Below are 15,887 nucleotides of genomic sequence, written 5' to 3'. Positions count from 1 at the left end.
ACCCGGGCTGACGGCGCCCGCGATAAGTCCGGCGAATCGGACTGGGCGATCAGCAGGCCGCCCAGTCCGGGACCCACACGTCGTCGGTGCTCTCCGGTTCGGAGGCTCGCAGGTAGTCACGCAGCCCGGTCAGCACCGGATGCTCGTGATCGGAGCGCGTGAGCAGTATGTGTGGGTATATCGGCGTCGGCTCGCGCAGCGGGATGCGTCGCAGGTCGTAGTTCGCGGGCCACAAGTACCGGTCGCCGCTGCCGACTAGGGTTGCGAGAGAGGCCGAGTCTGCCAGGGCATCCATGAGTGCCTCGTCGCCGAAGTGAGGACCGAGTGCGTCGATGCTCAGTCCGAAGGCCTGCGACAGCGACCGGTAGTACCGCTCCCACTCCGTCCCCGGTCTGATGCCGGGAATCCAGATGCGATGACCGGCAAGGTCGGTGGGCCTGACGTGGTTCTCGCCCGCGAACGGGTGGGCGGGTCCCACCAGCAGTTGCAATGGCACGTCCAGCAGCCGTTCGGCTCTGATGCCGACGGGTACCTGGTCGCTCGGCAGAGCACGGAAGGAAGCGTCGAGACTGCCGTCGAGCACGGCCCGGGCCGCGTGGGCGGCGTTCGCGTCGCTGAGCGTGACCGCGTCCAAGACGATACCGGGGCGGGATCGGTAGTAGCGGTAGACGACCTGGGCCGGAGCGATGCGCCGGTTGAGGACATCCACCCGCAGGGGTCGGCTGCCGGGGCGCACAGCCTGCTCTGCCTGCTCGAGTGCGACCAACACCTTCTTGGCGTAGGGGAGGAGGGCCTGCCCGTCCAGGCTCAACCGCGAACCACGGGAGGTGCGCAACAGCAGTGCGACCCCGAGGCTCTTCTCCAGACCCGCAATCCGCTTGGAGACTCCTTGCTGGCTGATCCTGAGCTCGTCGGCCGCCGCCTGGAACTGTCCGGCCTCGGCGACGGCCACAAAGGTGCGCAGCGCTTCGATGTCCATGTCACCACCCTAGGAACAACCAGCAGTTGTGTCGGGATCTGATTGGTTGTTTGATCCGGCCTTCGGCAGGTGCTGGTATCAGGGTCATGTCTACCCGCACAGCGCAGATCATGTACGTCGGAACGCCCGAGTTCACGCGTTATACGGAGAGGATCACACAGGTCACCGATGCGACCTCCCGCCTGAACGTCCTTCCGTTCGGAGACACCGCCGGTCGGGCGCAACTACTCGCGGTTGTTTTCGGCGGCCCCCTGCCGGAATCGGTGACAATTTATCCGCCCTTCTTCACCGAGTACGGGCTCGGCACGAGGTTCGGAACGAACGTCTTCGTCAACCAAGGCTGCACCTTCATAGACAACGGCGGCATCAGCATCGGCGACAACGTCATGATCGCCCCGAAGGTCAGCCTCATCACCGGTGGGCATCCACTCGCGCTGACCGAGCGACGTGAGTACGTCACCAGCGCTCCCATCGTGATCGAGGACGACGTCTGGATCGGCGCGGCCGCTGTGATCACTCAGGGCGTGACCATCGGTGCGGGCTCCGTAGTGGCCGCCGGTGCGGTCGTCACCCGTGACGTGCCTGCCCGCACCCTGGTCGCGGGCGTGCCCGCACGGGTGATCAAGAGCATCGAGTGATGCGCCTCGCCCCGGCGCCTCCGGTTTCGACTCCGCGATTAGGAGTCCGAGAACCCCATCCGCCCCTTAGTCCTGGTCGGGTGGGGTTTCGGGCTGGTGGGATTGCGTGTTTCCCTCGGGGCAGGGACCGGTCGCGCGGGGGAATGGGCGGGGCCGGGAAGGGCGGATGCCGAGGCCGCACAGAGCCAGTCCGCTGCCCGGGGCGGTGCGTCGCATGCGCCTGCCCCGGGGTGGGGTGGAGTCGCAGGTCTGTTCAGGCATCGAGTCGTCCTGTCTCGCGTCGAACACGGCGAATGTGTTTGAACGGTTGGACGGAAGTCGGGGCGATTCGGTTCCCTCGAATTTCGGTTCCGTGGTGATCTTGGTGAGAACCCTTCGAAAACCGGTCTGACCTGGACTTGTCGGTCCTGATTGCGACCCCACGCAGGCCCCCGCGGTGCCCCCCGGTAATCCGGATGAACCGAGCGAACCCCATCCCATAGGATTTATGCAGCACCGATACGGGTAGGCAATGACGCACCCGTGAACCGATCCCCAGGGGAGAGTCGAACAATCGTGGCCGACGACAACAGTGGAGTCGAGCAGGGCGCAGGCCCGTTGGGCGCCGAACTGACCGAGGAGGCACTCGCGGCAGCGGCGGCGGAGGCCGAGAAGGCGTTCGCCGCGGCGGCCGATCTGGACGCGCTCGCGGTCGCCAAGACCGACTACATCGGCGGCAAGTCGCCGATCGCGCTGGCGCAGCGTGAGCTGGGTCGTCTGCCCAAGGAAGAGAAGGCCGACGCGGGCAAGCGGGTCAATATCGCGCGCAAGCGGGTCTCCGACGCCTTCGAGGCGCGCCGCGCGGCGCTGCTGGAAGAGCGCGATCAGGCCGTGCTGGTGGCCGAGAAGATCGACGTCACCCTGCCCGCTCGTCGCCGTCCGGCCGGTGCCCGGCATCCCATCACGGTCATCTCCGAGCAGATCGCCGACGTGTTCGTCGGCATGGGCTGGGAGGTCGCCGAGGGCCCCGAGGTCGAGACCGAGCACTTCAATTTCGACGCGCTGAACTTCCTGCCCGACCACCCGGCGCGCACCATGCAGGACACCTTCCACATCGCTCCGGAGGGGTCGCGCCAGGTGCTGCGCACCCATACCTCCCCGGTGCAGGTGCGTTCGATGCTGGAACGTGAGCTGCCGATCTACGTCGTGTGCCCCGGTCGCACCTTCCGCACCGACGAACTCGACGCCACCCACACCCCGGTGTTCTCCCAGGTGGAGGGTCTGGCCATCGACAAGGGCCTGACCATGGCCCACCTGCGCGGCACGCTCGACGCCTTCGCGCGCGCCCTGTTCGGTCCCGACACCCGAACACGCATGCGCCCCAACTACTTCCCCTTCACCGAACCCTCGGCCGAGGTCGACGTGTGGTTCCCGGACAAGAAGGGCGGCGCCGGCTGGGTCGAGTGGGGCGGCTGCGGCATGGTCAACCCGAAGGTCCTCATCGCAAGCGGCATCGATCCCGAGGTGTATTCCGGATTCGCGTTCGGCATGGGCATGGAGCGAACCCTGCAGTTCCGCAACGGGATTCCCGACATGCGCGACATCGTCGAGGGTGACGTGCGGTTCACCCTGCCCTTCGGTATCCGGTCGTAGAGAGAGAGCGAAAACGTGCGAGTAGCACAGTCCTGGCTGACCGAGATCCTGCAGCGCACCACCCCCGAGTGGTCGGTGTCGGCCGAGGAACTCGACGCGGGCTTCGTCCGGGTCGGCCTCGAGGTCGAAGAGGTCGACAAGCTCACCCCGATCGGCGGTGACATCGACAAGCCGCTGGTCGTCGGCCGCGTCGCCGAGATCACCGAACTCACCGAGTTCAAGAAGCCGATCCGCTTTTGCAAGGTCGATGTCGGCAACCCGGAGTTGCAGGAAATCGTCTGTGGCGCCCGCAATTTCGCGGTCGGTGACCTCGTCGTCGTCGTGCTGCCCGGTGGTGAGCTGCCCGGTGGGTTCAAGATCTCCTCCCGCAAGACCTACGGCCACACCTCCAACGGCATGATCTGTTCGGTCGCCGAGCTGGGCATCGGCAAGGATCACGACGGCATCCTGGTGCTCGAGCCGGGTTCGGCGCAGCCCGGTGACGACGCCAACGTGCTGCTCGGCACCGACGACACGATCATCGAACTCAACATCACCCCGGACCGCGGCTACTGCTTCTCGGTGCGCGGTCTGGCCCGCGAGCTGGCCTGCGGTTTCGACCTCGAATACGCCGACCCCGCCGTGCGCACACTGCCCGACTGCGAGGCCGAGGCCTGGTCGGTGCGGCTGGAAGCCGACTCCGAGTGCACCCGCTTCGGCGCCCGGCGCGTCACCGGGGTGAACCCGAACGCGGTGAGCCCGCTGTGGTTGCAGCGCAGGCTGATGCTGGCGGGCATGCGCCCGATCTCCCCGGCCGTCGACGTCACCAACTATGTGATGCTCGAACTGGGGCAGCCGCTGCACGCCTTCGACGCCGCGAAACTCAACGGCGGCTTGGTCGTTCGCTCGGCGCACAAGGGCGAGACCCTGCGCACCCTCGACGACACCGAGCGCACCCTCGACGCCGAGGACGTGGTGATCGCCGACGATTCCGGTGTCATCTCGCTGGCCGGTGTGATGGGTGGGGCGAGCACCGAGGTCGGCGCCGACACCACCGACGTGATCCTCGAGGCCGCCACCTGGAACCCGTTGCGCGTCTACCGGACCGCGCGCAGGCACAAGCTGTCCTCGGAGGCCGCCAAGCGCTACGAGCGGGTCGTCGATCCCGAGATCAATATCGTCGCCCTCGATCGCGCCGCCACCCTGCTCGCGGAAATCACCGGTGGCACCATCGAATCCACGCTCACCGACATCCGGGTGCCGCTGGAAGCGGCGGCGCCGATCGCGATGGACATCGACCTGCCCGACCGCGTCGCGGGCGTCACCTACCCGGCGGGCACCGCCGTGCGCAGGCTGGCCCAGATCGGTGCGCACGTCGATATCGAGGTCAACGACGCGGGCAAGACCCAGCTGCTGGTGACTCCGCCGAGCTGGCGTCCCGATCTGTCCCAGCCCGCCGACCTGGTCGAAGAGGTGCTGCGGCTGGAGGGGCTCGAGCAGATCCCGTCGGTGCTGCCGTCGGCGCCCGCCGGTCGCGGTCTGACCGCGCAGCAGAAGCGTCGTCGTGCGGTGAGCCGGGCGATGGCGTTCGCCGGTGCCGTCGAAGTACCCGCGCCGGTGTTCCTGCCGGGTGGCGTGTTCGACGTGTGGGGGCTGGATGCCGACGATCCGCGCCGCAACACCACGCGCGTGCTGAACCCGCTCGACGCCGAGCGTCCGGAACTGGCGACAACGCTGCTGCCCGGTCTGCTGGAAGTGGCTGCCCGCAACATCTCTCGCGGTGCACGCGACCTCACCATCTACGGCATCGCCCAGGTGGTCCTGCCGGGTGAGCAGACCCGTGCGGTGGAGGCACTGCCGGTGGATCGTCGGCCGACCGATGAGCAGATCGCCGAGCTGAACGCCTCGCTGCCCGCCCAGCCGGTGCACGTCGCGGCCGTGCTCAGCGGTAAGCGCGATCCGCGCGGACCGTGGGGCCCGGGTCGTCCGGCCGAGGCCGCAGACGCGTTCGCGCTGGTCGACGAGGTGGCCGACGCCGCAGGTGTGGTGATCGAGCGCCGCGCCGCCGCCTACCTGCCGTGGCATCCCGGCCGCTGCGCCGAACTGCTGGTGGACGGCGTGGTCGTCGGCCACGCGGGCGAACTGCACCCCGCCGTGCTGGAACGCGCCGGTCTTCCCCCGCGCACCTGCGCGCTGGAACTCGACCTCGACGCGCTCCCGCTGGTCGAATCCCGTCCCGCTCCAACGGTTTCGGCGTTCCCCGCCGTGCTGCAGGACGTGTCGATCAGCGTCGAGAAGGCCGTCCCCGCCGCCCAGGTGGAGACCGCCCTGCGCACCGGCGGTGGTGACCTGCTCGAAGACATCGCCCTGTTCGACGTCTACGAGGGCACCCAGGCAGGGGAGGGCCGCAAGTCCCTCACCTACGCCCTGCGCTTCCGCGCCCCCGACCGCACTCTCACCGAGGACGAGGCGAGTGCGGCGCGCGATGCCGCCGTCGCCTCTGCCACGGCCGCGGTCGGCGCCGAATTGCGCGCCTGATTCCAGCGGAGACAAAGGCCGTCCGGTGTCGCCGGGCGGCCTTCTCCATGTCCGCGCCGACGGTGCGGTGCCGAGCCCGTGGGCGGCGCATTCACGCCGGTAGCGCCTCGGTTCCCGTCAACGGTGGGTAGTGTTCGCCGCCCATCTCCTCCGCCGCACTGATGTAGGTGGTGAGGGCGTCGCGCGAGCGGGTGAGCGCGGACATCTGTTCCTCGATGCGGGCGAGTCGTGACCGCATCGCCCCGATCAATTCCGGGCAGCCCGGCAGGTCCGGTACCTCGCCGTGGGCGCACGGCAGGAGGTAGGCGATGTCGGCCGAGGAGAGGCCCGCGGCGAGCAGGTGCCTGATCTGGGTCACCCGCAGGACTGCGCTCTCGTCGTAGTCGCGATAGCTGTTCGAGCGGCGGTTCGCCTCGAGCAATCCCTGGGCCTCGTAGTAGCGCAGCTGGTGCGTGTGCACGCCGGTCCGCCTGCTCAATTCGCCGATTCGCACGACATCCTCACTTGACCTTCACACCGGTATCAACGTTGACGATGGTGCCATGACCGAAACAACCACTCCCGTCACCGTTCTCGGCCTCGGCCTGATGGGCCGGGCGCTGGCCCGTGCCTTCCTCTCCGCCGGGCACCCGACCACTGTCTGGAACCGCACCCCTTCCGCCGCCGACGAGCTGGTTGCCGGCGGCGCCCGGCACGCCGACACCGTCGCCGACGCCGTGCACGCCGGCCGGGTGATCGTGGTCTGCCTGACCGACTACCAGGCCGTCTACGCGGTGCTCGAGCAGGCCGACCTGGCCGGAACCATCGTCGTCAACCTCACCTCCGGCGACTCCGCCCAGGCCAGGGCGGCGGCCCGCTGGACCGAGCAGCGTGGCGCCCGGTACCTCGACGGCGCGATCATGGCCGTTCCGCCGGTTATCGGGACCGCCGACGCCGTCCTCCTGCACAGCGGCGCGCAGGCCGACTTCGACGCGGCCGCGCCGGTACTCGCGGCACTGGGCACCGTCACCCATCTCGGCGCCGATCACGGTCTGGCCGCCCTCTACGACGGCGCCGGGCTGGCCATGATGTGGAGCGTGCTCAACGCCTGGTTGCAGGGCACCGCGATGTTGCGGACCGCCGGTGTCGACGCACGCACCTTCGCGCCGTTCGCCGCGCAGATCGCCACCGGCGTGGCGACCTGGCTGCCCGGATACGCCGAACAGGTCGACAACGGCGCCTATCCCGCCGAGGTCGCGGCCCTGTCGACCGATGCCGCGTCGATGGCGCACCTCGTCGAGGAGTGCGAAGCGCTCGGGGTGAACGCCGAGCTGCCGAAACTGTTGAAGGCGATGGCCGAAAGGGCGATCGCCGCTGGTCACGGGGCCGAGCAGTACCCGGTGCTCATCACCGAGTTCGCCAAGCCGTAGCCGGATCGGTGGTGGGCCGGTGGCGGGGCGGGATAGGTTGGCAGCGTGTCGATGATGAAAGGCGCCAATGTCGTGGTGCCCGCCGCCGAGGTCCGGGTCGAAGTGAGTTGGCAGGCGGGGCCGGGGGTGCCCGACGCGGACGCGTCCGCCCTGCTGCTCGCCGGGACGAAGGTGCGCTCCGACGACGACTTCGTGTTCTACAACCAGGCGGTGCACCCCTCCGGGGCGGTGCGCCACGTCGGGAAACGCCAGGGCGCGACGGTCGTCGACACCCTGTCGGTGCAGTTGGCGCAGGTGGAATCGCAGATCGAGAAGATCGTGCTGGCCGCCTCCGCCGACGGCGGCACCTTCGGCCAGTTCCGCGACCTCTGCATCCGGGTGCTCGACGCGGCGACCGGTGGTGAGGTCGCCCGATTCGACAGCACCGGCGCCACCACCGAGACCGCGTTCGTCCTCGGCGAGCTGTACCGCCGCCAGGGTGCGTGGAAGTTCCGCGCGGTGGGCCAGGGGTACGACACCGGACTGGCCGGGCTGGCAACGGATTTCGGCATCACAGTCGACGATGCCCCGGTCGACCAGCCCTTCACCCCGCCCCCGAGCCGGCCGACTCCCGCTTTTCAACCGCAGCAGCCGGCACCGCCACCGACCCAGCCCTACGCGCCGTCGCAGGGCCGACCACAACCGGTCCCGCCCGGGCAGGTTGCACCGCCGGGACAACCTTTCGCCGCGCCGAACCAACCGCATCCGGGCGCTCAATTCCCCTCGCCTGCAACACCATCCGGCCAAGCTCCGGTGAACCTCGCGAAAGTCTCCCTCACCAAGGAATCCCCGAGCGTCTCGCTCACCAAGCACGGCGCCACCGGCGGTGTGATGCGGGTGAATCTCAACTGGACCTCCATGGCCGCCACCGGCCGCATCTTCGGCAAACTGCGCGGCAAGAACATCGACCTCGACCTGTGCTGCTTCTTCGAATTGGTCAACGGCGCGATCGGGTCCGTCCGGGCGCTGGATCGGCGCTTCGGCGCGCTCTACGAACCGCCGTTCATCCACCTCGACCAGGACGACCGCACCGGCGCGAGCATCACCGGTGAGAACCTGTCGATCAATCTCGACTACACCCGGTTCTTCCGCCGCATCCTCGTGTTCGCCTCGATCTACGACGGGGCAAGCGATTTCCGCAACGTCCACGCCACCGTCACCCTGCACCCGGTGAACTCGGCGCCGATCGAGATGACACTCGACGGGTGCACCGACAACTCCCGCGACGCCGTGCTCGCGGTGCTCGAGAACGTGAACGGTGAACTCGTGGTGCGCCGCGAAGGTGTCTTCGTCCGGCCGCCCGCCGGGCAGCCGGGTGGCGGCGTGATGGAGATCGCGCGACTCTACAACTGGGACTTCGGTTTTCAAGCGGGACGCGGTAAGTGATGCGGCATCCGGCGACCAGGGTGCTCAACGCACTGGTCTACCACCCCGAGCGGCACCTCGCGCAGACGCCTGCCGCGCTCGGCCTGGACTACCGCGATCTGCACATGCGCACCGCCGACGGCATCGATCTGCACGGCTGGTTCGTGCGTGCCGAACGCCCGCGCGCCCACATCCTCTACGCCCACGGCAACGCCGGGACCATCGGTGACCGGGTGTCGATCATCGCGCTGCTGGTCGCCGCCGGTTTCGACGTGCTCGCCTTCGACTACCGAGGTTTCGGGCACAGCAGCGGCGCCCCCGGTGAGCACGGCACCTACCTGGACGCGCGTGCGGCGCGCACCGCCCTGCTCGCGCAGCCGGAGGTCGACCCCGCACGGATCGTCTACCTGGGCAAATCGCTCGGTGGTGGAGTGTTGCTCGAGCTGGCGGGCGAGCACCCGCCCGCGGGCATGGTCCTGATGTCGACCTTCAGCGGTATGCGTGACGCCGCCCGCTCGGTCTATCCGTTCCTGCCCGCACCGCTGGTTCCCGACGCCTACCCGAACCTGCGCCGCATTTCCGGACTGCGAGTGCCGGTGCTGATGATGCACGGCGAACACGACGAACTGCTGCCGCTGCGCCATGCCGAACGCCTGTATGCGGCCGCGAACGAGCCCAAGCAGTTGATCGTGGTTCCCGGGGCGGGCCACAACGATGTCATCGACACGCTCGGACCGCGCTGGCCACAGCTCATCGCGCAGTGGAGTGAGTTCCTCGACAGGTGAGCTCGGCTGCGTAGCCTGGCGGTATGAGCGAAACGAGCGAGATCCTCGGCCGGCTGGCCGCGCTGCCCGACGCCGAGCTGGTATCGCTGCTGCGCGCGGCGGTGGCGGGCAGGCCGGGGCTCGGCGCCGTCGCCGCCGCGCTGGCTCAGGTGGAGGCCGGTCATGCCGAGGTCGGTCCGCCTGTGATGCTCGACACCGAGGTCGAGATCGTCGACGCGGAGCCGGTGGCATCCGAGCAGGTCGGAGATGGTCATGCGGTACCGCCGGTACCGTCCGGGGGTTCCGGGCCCGCCGCGAACGCTGTGACCGGCGGATATTCCACTTCTGGAGTGCCGACATTCGACGCGGTTCGCGATAAGGTCGAGCAGCGTTTCGGCACCGCCCAGGGCATGGGTGAACTCGACCGGCAGACCCCGGCGGGCCGCAGCGCCGACGAACAATGGGAGGCGCGGGGCAAGGCCGCGCGCGAGCGTCTGGATCAGATCCGGAAGGCGATGCGGGACAACGATTCCGGCGCCTAGCCTCGCGGTCTCCCAACCGAGCGACAACCGTGATTGGGTGGACATACATGACGCAGGCGCGCCAGATCGCCGAACGACTGCTCGACGCGCAGGTCGACTACCTGCTCGGCGAGGTGACCGGCGAACGGTTCGCCGAGGTGATCGCCCGCGACGTGGCGGCCGTGCTCGCTGTCGGCGACACCATCCGCTTCGGTGATGTGGTCTCCCTGGCCGACGGCGAGGAGACGGTGGCGCGGGTCTTCGACCGCATCGGCGGTTCGCCGGTCATCGCCGACACGGTCGGGGTGTTCTCCGACGCCATCTACGACCACATCGCCACCAACACCGACTACACCCTCGGCGATGTCGTCGACCGCGAGCCGGTGGAAGCGCTGCTGGAGAAGATCTTCGGCATGCACCAGGCCCAGGAACGCATTCTGGACCGGCTCACCGAGAGCCCCCTGGTCGCGACCGTCGCGTCCCGCTTCGTCGACAAGCTGATCGGCGATTTCATGCAGGCCAATCGCGAACGCGCCGAGAAGATTCCGGGCGTGTCCTCGCTGATGTCGCTGGGCCAGTCCGCGGCCAACCGCGCCAAGAAGGTCGCCGCCGACAGCACCTTCGTCGGTGACCTCGCGGGCAAGGGCGCGCTGTTCGCGCTCAAGCGCACCAACAACGCCATCCGCGACATGCTGCGCGACGCCCCCGTGCATTCGGCGGCGATGGAATTCTGGGACCTGCACGCCGACGAACCGGTCGCGGGCCTGCGCGAATACCTCACCCAGAAAGACCTCAACGAACTGGTCCAGATCTGCTACGAAATCGCGGTCACCACCAGGGAGAAGGAATACTTCGGCCTGCTGGTCCGCGAATGCGTCGAGGTGTTCTACACCCGCTACGCCGACCACACCCTGTCCTCGATGCTCCCCGAACTCGGGCTGAACGCCGACGACATCAGCACCGAAATCCTGCGCTACGGTCCCGCCGTCATCGAAGCGGCCAAGCGCAACGGCGTCCTCGCCCAACTCCTGCGCGAACGCCTCGAACCCTTCTACTACTCCGATCAGGTCCTCGGCATTCTCGCCGGGGAATGAGTGTCGATCCGCCGCACGAAGCGGGCTGGTACCACTACCGGCACCGGGTGACGCCGAAGTTCGCGGGGATGGCTGTCGAGGATGTCGCAGCGGCGGCGTTGCGGTAATTTCGGCGAATTGCCCGAATTATCGCGGTGGACGGTTATCGTTCGTATCCGGTTCACCGCAAGTCTTCTCGGCGAAATGGCTCGGGAAATGTGGGTGGCGTCACAGCGGGGACTGTGCGGAACAAGTCGGATATCGAACGAATCCGTCACCGAATTACGGTGGGAGCGGTGAGCTTTCCGACACAGAGAGCCCCGTTCATTTCCGGCATGTTGAGATCAATGCACGAATCCCGTTCTTACGCCGTCCCGGATTGACCGCGCACCCGGGGCAGTGCAAGTTGACACCTGACTTTCGGTGGGCCGCCGCGAAATACCGCGTGTGGTGTTTCAGAGGAGCAGGTGGTGCGTTCACATTCCCGTCGGCGGGCCGCGGGTGGCGGGCTGATCCGGCCGCGCACCATTTCCGGGCAGCTCGCCCGGATTCTCGCGGTGTCGCTGGTGCTGGTGCTCGTGCTGCTCGGGGTGACGATGTCGACCCAGATCACCGCGTTCCGGCGCAGCGGGGAAACCGTGGACGCGGTCGCGGTCGCCCTGGCCGCACAGGATCTGGTGCACCAGGTGCAGCGCGAGCGCGGGCTCAGCAACGGTCTGCTCGGCGGTGACGCGCGGCTGGTGCAGGCGGTCGGGGACCAGCGTCCCGCCACCGACGCGGCGCTGCGCACCCTGAGCGCCGCGCTGACCGCCGACCCACCCGGCGCGGGGGAGGTGCGCTCGGCGCTCGGTCAGCTCGGCGGGCTGCCCGGCGTCCGGTCCCAGATCGACACCAGGACCGTGTCGCGACAGGCCGCGTTCCAGTTCTATTCCGACAGCATCGACGCGCTCAACCGGCTCGCCCTAGGCCTGGATCAGGCCCGCGACCCCGCCGTGCGCCACGGCCTGCAAGCGCTGTACGCCCTGGGTGACGCCAAGGAGTTCACCGCCCGCGAACGTGGCTTTCTCAACGGTGTGTTCGCGGCGGGGGAATTCGTGCCGGGGGAGTACGTGCAATTCCTCGACATCCGCGCGGCCCGCACCGCCGCGCTCATCCAATTCGACCGCGAGGCGACCTCGGCCCAGCGCGACCGCCTCGCCGCCGTCATGGGCGGTGAAAGTGCCACGCGTGCAGCGGAATCGGAAAACATCGCGATCGCGTCCACTTCCGGACCGCTGACCGCTCCGGTCGACCCGGCGGTGTGGTGGTCACAGATGACCGAGGTGATCGACGCACAGCGCACCGTGCAGCAGGCCGTCGGTGACGATGTGCGGGCCCGCGCCGCCGACCTGCGCCGCACCGCGGCCATCGTGCTTGCCGCTTTCGCCCTTGCCGCATTGCTGGCGATCGCCGCCGAGGTCGCGCTGGTGTTCGCGAGTGTCCGGGCCATCGTGCGACCCCTGGCCGAGCTCGCCGCCGAGGCCGACGACGTGGCTTCCACCCGATTGCCCGAAGTGATCGCCGCATGGCGCGGATCCGCCGACGCCCGCCCCGACCCACCCGCGCCCGTCCGCACCCCACCGGGCTCGAGTGCCGAGATCGGTGCTGTCGCAGGCGCTTTGGACCGCGTGCAGAGCACCGCCTTCGACCTCGCCTCCGAACAGGCGCTGGTGCGGCGCAACACCACCGAGTCGATGGCGAACCTGGCTCGGCGCAACCAGAATCTGGTGCGCAGACAGCTCGGCCTCATCAGCGAGTTCGAACGCGAGGAACTCGACCCGAAAACACTGTCCAACCTGTTCGAACTCGACCATCTCGCCACCCGCATGCGACGCAATGCCGAAAGCCTCCTGGTGCTGGTCGGCGAGGCGAGCCCCCGCCGGTGGGCCGAACCGATCGCGCTCACCGACGTCATCCGGGCCGGGCTCTCGGAGGTCGACGACTACCGGCGGGTGGTGCTGCGACGCGTCGACGAGGTCGCGATCACCGGTGCGGTGGTCAGCGAGCTCGCGCACGCTCTGGCCGAGCTCATCGAGAACGGCCTGGCGTTCTCCCCACCCGACCTCGAAGTGGAGATCTACGGGCGCAAGGTGGCGGGTGGGTACCTGCTCGCGGTCGTCGACCACGGCGTCGGCATGTCCGCCGAACAACTCGCCGAGGCCAATGCCCGCCTACGTGGCGAGCAGGACTTCATCGTCGCCTCCACCCGCTACCTCGGCCACTACGTGGTCGGCCGCCTCGCCGGCCGTCTCGGTATAGAAGTGGAACTCAACACCTCACCGGTGAGCGGCATCGTCGCCCGGCTCCTGCTGCCATCGAGCCTGATCGCCGACGAAAGTGCCTCCGGGCGTGGGGATTCCGGCGGTGCTCGAATGGGGCGACAGTCCACGGGTAGCCAGGATGGCGACGTCAACGGTTCGCCCGACGATGCGCGGCACGACCGGGGACAGATGGCGGCGAGCGGAGCCGGCCGCGTACCGGAACCCCTTCGGCGCGATGCCGGCCACAAGGCGTCCGATCGGGAGGGGGCCTGTCACCCCGACGACCGGCACTCGGAGCCGGGCCGGAACGATGCCCGTGTGCCGGTCCCCGGCGAGCAGGGTGCCCGGCGCTCGGACCCAGGCCGGAACGGTGCCCGTGTGCCGGATCTCGGTGAGCAGGGTGCCCATATTTCGACGCCGACGCCGACGCCGACGCCGACGCCGAACGGCACGCCGCTGCCGAACTTCGATCAGCATGATGGCCGACAACTACGGGTCGATCCGCTGAACGGCCACCACCCGGCTCAGCAGCCCGTCGTTTTTCCCGCCGATCCGCCCGGCGCCGACCAGGGTTCCCCTGTCGTCCCCTCGCCCTACATTCAATTCCTCACCAGCACAGCGTCTTACATCGATGAAACGCTCGGTCCGAACGGCGCGAACCGCGGGACGCCCACTCGTGCCGCGGCTCGGACCGGCAATGTCGGCACCGCGACGGCATCGACAGGTCCCCTTGCCCGAGACGCCGGCTTCGCTGCCGAGGACACATTCGACGCGCTCGGTCGAGCGTCGATCGACATGGACCGCATCCGCAACGGCTCGGCCCGTGTCGCCCCAACGCGAGGAAACGATGACGCGACCGCCCGCAGCGGTTTCAACCTGTCGCCGGAACCGCGCGGCACTCGGGGCGACGGGGCGGGCGGTGACCTCGACGTTCCTGTGCGAGCGCCGGTCGAACGTACCCGCAACGGCCTGGTGAAGCGCACCAAACGCGCCACACCTTCGGATCGTCCCCGCCGCGAACCTGCGCGTCACGACCGCCTGCCGGTCGTCGAACGTACTCCAGACCAGACCCGAAGCATGCTCGCCGCGTTCCGCACCGGTCACGAAAGCGGTAGCGGAACAAGCGAAGACCACCCGATCCGCTGACAGCAAGGAGCCACGGTGACCACCCACCTCCCGACCGCCGACCCGCACACCTTCAACTGGCTGCTGGGCAACTTCGTGCGCAACACCGACGGAGTCCGTGACACGGTCGCCGTTTCGTCCGACGGCCTGCTCATCGCCATGTCGGAGGGTCTCGACCGCACGGGCGCCGACCGGCTCGCCGCCATGGTGTCCGGACTGTCCAGCCTGGCCCGAAGTGCCTCGCGCAGTTACGACTTCGACGGCCTGAAGCTGATCCTGATCGAGATGAAACGCGGCTTCCTGCTCGTCTCGGCGCTGGGCGACGGCAGCTGCCTCGGCGTGATCGCCGACGGCGGGTGCGACGTCGGTCTCGTGGGCTACGAGATGGCCGTGCTCGCCGAACGCGCGGGCGCCCTGCTCGATCCGATGTTGATCGGCGAGCTGCGAGAGACGTTGCGCCGATGAGGGGTTCCGACCGGCCCCGCCTGCCCGACCCGCGCATGGTCCCGCTGAATCAGCCGACGAGCTGGAGCGCCGGGCAACCAGTCGCCCGGCCAGTCGACGACACCGACGACGATCGGTTCGTCCGCCCGTTCGTCGTCACCGCGGGCCGCACGGTACCGGTCCTCGACGGCCTGCGCCTCGAAACCCTGGTCGTGGCAGCACCTTCGGCCTTGTCGGCACCGTTGCGTTTCGAGGAGCACACCGTCGTGCGGTTGTGCCGGCATCCCCACTCCATCGCCGAAATCGGTGCCGCCCTGCGGGTTCCGGCCGGTATCGCCAAGGTGATCGTCAGCGACCTGGCCGCAGCCGGTCAGGTGACCGTGCGCGACGCGCCCGAGCTGACGACCGCCGCCATCGAAAGGATCACCGACCTTGTCCGCGCACTCTGAAACACGCATCGCGGCGTCGATGCCGGCATCGGTGAAGATCGTGGTCAGCGGCGGTTTCGGCGTCGGCAAGACGACCTTCATCGGCGCCATCTCCGAGATCGAGCCACTGGTCACCGAGGCCGCGATGACCGAGGTGTCGATCGGTGTCGACAACCCCGGCCGCCACGCCGAGAAGACCGCGACCACGGTCGCGCTGGACTTCGGCCGCATCACCCTCGACCGCTCGCTGATCCTGTACCTGTTCGGCACCCCCGGTCAGGACCGCTTCGTCTTCCTGTGGGACGACCTCGTCGACGGCGCTCTCGGCGCGGTGATCGTGGTCGACACCGCCCGCGTCGAAGACTGCTACCCCGTCCTCGACTACTTCGAAGACCACAACACCCCCTTCGTCGTCGTGGTCAACCGCTTCCCGGACACACCCCACTTCGACCTGTCCGAAGTCCGCGAAGCCCTCGGCCTCGACGACTGGATCCCTGTCCTGGACTGCGACGCCCGCGCCCGCGACTCCGTGCGCGACATCCTCGTGGCACTCCTCGAACAGGTCCTCCTGCACCGCGCCCTGCCCCGCCACCGGGAAGTCAGCTGAGCAAGGTCGGCGGAGCGGTGGGCACGGGCGTCGCGCGGCGCGTATG

Annotated in this window: 14 protein-coding genes; 12 read left to right on the top strand and 2 right to left on the bottom strand. The window is 68.6% G+C overall.

Features of this window, described 5'->3' with window-relative positions; genetic code table 11:
- Positions 1-49: 49 nt before the first annotated feature.
- The gene (locus AB0I19_RS24075; RefSeq protein WP_357151358.1) at positions 50-979 is read right to left on the bottom strand and encodes a LysR family transcriptional regulator; all 930 of its coding nucleotides are present in this window, start codon (positions 977-979) and stop codon (positions 50-52) included.
- 86 nt (positions 980-1,065) lie between these two features.
- Here AB0I19_RS24075 and AB0I19_RS24070 point away from each other — a divergent pair, with 86 nt between their 5' ends.
- The 3 genes from AB0I19_RS24070 to pheT all read left to right on the top strand — a co-directional run bounded on the left by AB0I19_RS24070 (position 1,066) and on the right by pheT (position 5,766).
- Positions 1,066-1,617, top strand: a complete 552-nt coding sequence (locus tag AB0I19_RS24070; RefSeq protein WP_357151356.1) for a sugar O-acetyltransferase — start codon at positions 1,066-1,068, stop codon at positions 1,615-1,617.
- A 555-nt stretch (positions 1,618-2,172) separates the two neighbouring features.
- Positions 2,173-3,249, top strand: a complete 1,077-nt coding sequence (pheS, locus tag AB0I19_RS24065) for a phenylalanine--tRNA ligase subunit alpha (RefSeq protein ID WP_067498526.1) — start codon at positions 2,173-2,175, stop codon at positions 3,247-3,249.
- 15 nt (positions 3,250-3,264) lie between these two features.
- Positions 3,265-5,766 carry a phenylalanine--tRNA ligase subunit beta gene (gene pheT, locus AB0I19_RS24060; protein WP_357151353.1) on the top strand — a complete coding sequence of 834 codons (2,502 nt, stop codon included), beginning with the start codon at positions 3,265-3,267 and terminating at the stop codon, positions 5,764-5,766.
- 91 nt (positions 5,767-5,857) lie between these two features.
- On the opposite strand, the gene AB0I19_RS24055 is transcribed toward pheT, so the two are convergent.
- Complete coding sequence (locus tag AB0I19_RS24055) at positions 5,858-6,259, bottom strand: MerR family transcriptional regulator (RefSeq protein ID WP_357151351.1); 402 nt, start codon at positions 6,257-6,259, stop codon at positions 5,858-5,860.
- Between the two features lie 49 nt (positions 6,260-6,308).
- On the opposite strand from AB0I19_RS24055, the gene AB0I19_RS24050 reads away from it, so the two are divergent.
- The 9 genes from AB0I19_RS24050 (at position 6,309) to AB0I19_RS24010 (ending at position 15,841) form a co-directional block, all read left to right on the top strand.
- Positions 6,309-7,175: an NAD(P)-binding domain-containing protein gene (locus tag AB0I19_RS24050; protein ID WP_357151349.1), complete on the top strand. Its 867-nt coding sequence runs from the start codon at positions 6,309-6,311 to the stop codon at positions 7,173-7,175.
- A 51-nt stretch (positions 7,176-7,226) separates the two neighbouring features.
- Entirely contained in the window at positions 7,227-8,600 is a 1,374-nt protein-coding gene (locus AB0I19_RS24045; RefSeq protein WP_357151563.1) for a TerD family protein, read from the top strand.
- A complete protein-coding gene (locus AB0I19_RS24040; protein WP_357151347.1) occupies positions 8,600-9,364 on the top strand; it encodes an alpha/beta hydrolase in 765 nt (254 codons plus the stop codon). Before AB0I19_RS24045 ends, AB0I19_RS24040 begins: the two co-directional genes overlap by 1 nt.
- 23 nt (positions 9,365-9,387) lie before the next feature.
- Complete coding sequence (locus AB0I19_RS24035) at positions 9,388-9,885, top strand: hypothetical protein (RefSeq protein ID WP_357151345.1); 498 nt, start codon at positions 9,388-9,390, stop codon at positions 9,883-9,885.
- 47 nt (positions 9,886-9,932) lie between these two features.
- Positions 9,933-10,958: a hypothetical protein gene (locus AB0I19_RS24030; RefSeq protein ID WP_067644546.1), complete on the top strand. Its 1,026-nt coding sequence runs from the start codon at positions 9,933-9,935 to the stop codon at positions 10,956-10,958.
- Positions 10,959-11,407: 449 nt separating this feature from the next.
- Positions 11,408-14,383, top strand: a complete 2,976-nt coding sequence (locus tag AB0I19_RS24025; protein ID WP_357151343.1) for a nitrate- and nitrite sensing domain-containing protein — start codon at positions 11,408-11,410, stop codon at positions 14,381-14,383.
- Between the two features lie 15 nt (positions 14,384-14,398).
- Positions 14,399-14,827, top strand: coding sequence for a roadblock/LC7 domain-containing protein (locus AB0I19_RS24020; protein ID WP_181697719.1), 429 nt, complete (start codon positions 14,399-14,401; stop codon positions 14,825-14,827).
- Positions 14,824-15,255: a DUF742 domain-containing protein gene (locus AB0I19_RS24015; protein WP_357151341.1), complete on the top strand. Its 432-nt coding sequence runs from the start codon at positions 14,824-14,826 to the stop codon at positions 15,253-15,255. The genes AB0I19_RS24020 and AB0I19_RS24015 overlap by 4 nt, the downstream gene beginning before the upstream one ends.
- 19 nt (positions 15,256-15,274) lie before the next feature.
- The gene (locus tag AB0I19_RS24010; RefSeq protein ID WP_357151561.1) at positions 15,275-15,841 is read left to right on the top strand and encodes an ATP/GTP-binding protein; all 567 of its coding nucleotides are present in this window, start codon (positions 15,275-15,277) and stop codon (positions 15,839-15,841) included.
- Positions 15,842-15,887: the final 46 nt, after the last annotated feature.

It is taken from the genome of Nocardia sp. NPDC050413, assembly GCF_040655475.1.
Classification (GTDB): Bacteria; Actinomycetota; Actinomycetes; order Mycobacteriales; family Mycobacteriaceae; genus Nocardia; species Nocardia coubleae.
This window is presented reverse-complemented; position numbering and strand designations above follow the sequence as displayed.

What these genes read in the sequence shown, in the direction of transcription:
- AB0I19_RS24050 (WP_357151349.1), top strand. Translation starts at nt 6,309, where the DNA reads ATGACCGAAACAACCACTCCCGTCACCGTTCTCGGCCTCGGCCTGATG.
- AB0I19_RS24015 (WP_357151341.1), top strand. Translation starts at nt 14,824, where the DNA reads ATGAGGGGTTCCGACCGGCCCCGCCTGCCCGACCCGCGCATGGTCCCG.
- AB0I19_RS24075 (WP_357151358.1), bottom strand. Translation starts at nt 979, where the DNA reads ATGGACATCGAAGCGCTGCGCACCTTTGTGGCCGTCGCCGAGGCCGGA.
- AB0I19_RS24040 (WP_357151347.1), top strand. Translation starts at nt 8,600, where the DNA reads ATGCGGCATCCGGCGACCAGGGTGCTCAACGCACTGGTCTACCACCCC.
- AB0I19_RS24035 (WP_357151345.1), top strand. Translation starts at nt 9,388, where the DNA reads ATGAGCGAAACGAGCGAGATCCTCGGCCGGCTGGCCGCGCTGCCCGAC.
- AB0I19_RS24045 (WP_357151563.1), top strand. Translation starts at nt 7,227, where the DNA reads ATGATGAAAGGCGCCAATGTCGTGGTGCCCGCCGCCGAGGTCCGGGTC.
- AB0I19_RS24030 (WP_067644546.1), top strand. Translation starts at nt 9,933, where the DNA reads ATGACGCAGGCGCGCCAGATCGCCGAACGACTGCTCGACGCGCAGGTC.
- AB0I19_RS24070 (WP_357151356.1), top strand. Translation starts at nt 1,066, where the DNA reads ATGTCTACCCGCACAGCGCAGATCATGTACGTCGGAACGCCCGAGTTC.
- AB0I19_RS24010 (WP_357151561.1), top strand. Translation starts at nt 15,275, where the DNA reads ATGCCGGCATCGGTGAAGATCGTGGTCAGCGGCGGTTTCGGCGTCGGC.